The organism is Nonomuraea sp. NPDC001684 (assembly GCF_053596515.1).
The window spans coordinates 1-2,824 of the sequence record NZ_JBSFGJ010000739.1; the positions used below are offsets into that span (position 1 = coordinate 1).

2 protein-coding genes are annotated in these 2,824 nt (G+C 73.3%); both read left to right on the forward strand.

Annotation, left to right across the window (positions count from 1 at the left end):
- On the forward strand, positions 1-1,776 hold a 1,776-nt coding region (alaS, locus tag ACWCSD_RS50965; protein WP_449926840.1), incomplete at its 5' end, for an alanine--tRNA ligase.
- A gap of 1 nt (position 1,777) precedes the next feature.
- A complete protein-coding gene (gene ruvX, locus ACWCSD_RS50970; RefSeq protein ID WP_352327834.1) occupies positions 1,778-2,260 on the forward strand; it encodes a Holliday junction resolvase RuvX in 483 nt (160 codons plus the stop codon).
- Positions 2,261-2,824 lie beyond the last annotated feature (564 nt).

Here is a 2,824-nt window from a genome sequence, read left to right on the forward strand (position 1 = left end):
AACGAGGGCCGCGGCTACGTGCTGCGCCGCATCCTGCGCCGCTCGGTGCGCAACCTGCGCCTGCTCGGCTCCGGCGACGAGCGCTACATGCACGAGCTGACCGACGTCGCGATCAACGTGATGGGCGAGCAGTACCCCGAGCTCAAGGCCGACGCGCCGCAGATCCACGCGGTCATCGACGCCGAGGAGACGTCCTTCCTCGGCACCCTCCGCACCGGCACCGCGATCTTCGACGTGGCGGTCGAGGAGACCAAGCGCAAGTCCGGCTCGACGCTCTCGGGCGACCAGGCCTTCCAGCTTCACGACACCTACGGCTTCCCCATCGACCTCACCCTGGAGATGGCGGCCGAGCAGGGCCTGAAGGTCGACGAAGAGGGCTTCCGCCGCCTGATGAAGGAGCAGCGGCAGCGGGCCAAGGCCGACGCGGCGGCCAAGAAGACCGGCAACGCCGACATCTCGGTCTTCGGCCACCTGCTGGAGAAGGCCGGCAAGATCGACTTCCTGGGCTACGACGAGACCGAGGCCGAGACCACCGTCGTCGGCATCCTGGTCGACGGCGTCAGCGTGCCGGCGGCCGGCGCGGGCACGACCGTCGAGATCGTGCTCGGCCGCACCCCGTTCTACGCCGAGGGCGGCGGCCAGCTCGCCGACCAGGGCGTCATCCGCACGGCGGGCGCCGAGGTCGAGATCCTCGACGTGCAGTCGCCGCTCAAGGGCCTGATCGTCCACCGCGGCAAGGTCCGCAGCGGTGAGCTGAAGGCGGGCGACGAGGCGCAGGCCGAGATCGACGTCGAGCGCCGCCGGGCCATCTCGCGCAGCCACAGCGCCACCCACCTGGTCCACCGCGGCTTCAAGAACGCGCTGGGCGAGACGGCCGCGCAGGCGGGCTCGGAGAACTCCCCGGGCCGTTTCCGCTTCGACTTCACCGCGGCGGGCGCCGTCCCGGCCAGCGTGCTGCGCGACGTCGAGGACGAGGTCAACGCGGTGCTGATCAACGACCTCAAGGTCAACGCGTTCTACACCTCCCAGGCCGAGGCCAGGGCGATGGGCGCGCTGGCGATGTTCGGCGAGAAGTACGGCGACGAGGTCCGCGTGGTCGAGATCGGCGACTACTCGCGCGAGCTGTGCGGCGGCACGCACGTCCACAGCTCCGGGCAGCTCGGCCTGGTCAAGGTGCTGGGCGAGCAGTCGGTCGGCGCGGGCGTGCGCCGGGTCGAGGCGCTGGTCGGCATCGACGCCTTCCGCTTCCTGGCCCGCGAGAGCGTGCTGGTGGCCCAGCTGTCCGAGCAGCTCAAGGCGCGCCGCGAGGAGCTGCCCGAGCGCATCGAGGGCATCGTCACCCGCCTGCGCACCGCCGAGAAGGAGCTGGAGAAGGTCCGCTCGGCGCAGGTGCTCCAGGTGGCCGGCGAGCTGGCGTCCCAGGCCCGTGACCTGCACGGAGTCTCCGTGGTGACACACCGCGCGCCTGATGGCACCGGCGCCGACGACCTGCGTAAGCTCGCGCTTGATGTGCGTGGCAGATTCCCGGCCGACCGGCCGGCGGTCGTGGTGATCGCCGGCGCCCCCTCCGACCGGCCCGTGGTGGTCGCCGCGGTCAACGAGGCGGGGCGCGAGCGGGGGCTCAAGGCCGGAAGGCTGGTCGGCGTCGCCGCCAAGGCTCTTGGGGGTGGCGGTGGCGGCAAGGACGATGTCGCGCAGGGCGGCGGTACGCGGCCCGAGGCGATCGGCGACGCGCTCGGCCTGGTCGAACAGGCCATCGGCGAGCAGATCGGATGACATGAGGTTCGGTTCGCGGATCGGCGTCGACGTCGGTTCCGTCCGCATCGGCGTGGCGCGCAGCGATCCCAGCGGGACGCTGGCCACGCCGGTCGAGACCGTACGCCGGGGCAAGGGCGACCTCGACCGCCTCGCCGAGATCGTCGCCGAGCACGAGGCGATCGAGGTGATCGTGGGGTTGCCCACGTCGCTGTCCGGGCGTGAGGGGCAGGCGGCCGGGCTGGCCCGCGCGTTCGCCGCCGAGCTGGCCGGCCGGCTGGCGCCCACGCCCGTGCGGCTGTTCGACGAGCGGCTCACCACGGTCGCGGCCCAGCACGGGCTGCGGGCCAGCGGCGTACGCGCCAAGAAGCAGCGCGGGGTCGTCGACCAGGCGGCCGCCGTCGTGCTGCTTCAGGACGCCCTCGACTCCGAACGCGCCACCGACAGACCCCCAGGCAGGCCCGTCGAACCGCCCCCCGCGGCGGCCGACGGACCTGCCTCATGACCGGGCGGCACCACGAGGCCCGTCACGAGGCCCGTTGTGAGGGCATGGTTCGTGCGCAGGCCCCGATCTCGCCCGCCGGGCGTCCGACCGGCGAGGTGGCCGCGTGAACACCACCTCCGACGACGACGGCGGCGAGGTGATCCCGTTCCTGCGGACGGACTCCGAGCAGGAGACGCCCCCGGCGGCCGAGGAGCACCCTGGAGCCAGCCCGCGGCCGGCGGGTGGCGACTCTGCCAGGAGCATGCCGCACCCGCTGGGCGAGGGGGCTGCCGACAGCGGCCCGCACCCGCTGGGCGAGGGGGCCGCCGGGAGCATGCCCCACCCGGTGGGCGAGGAGGCTGCTGGGAGCATGCCCCACCCGCTGGGTGAGGGGGCTGCTGGGAGCATGCCTCACCTGGCAGGTGAGGCGTCTGCGGGGAGCGGCTCGCGCCCGGTGGCTGAGGAGGCTGCCGGGAGCAGTCGGTCGTCGCGCCGTCCCAGGACCCCCGGCAGTACGCCAGAGCCGCCAGGTTCAACCGGCACCTGGACTCGATCAGGCCGGTGACGTCGTGCTCGGCCGCCTCG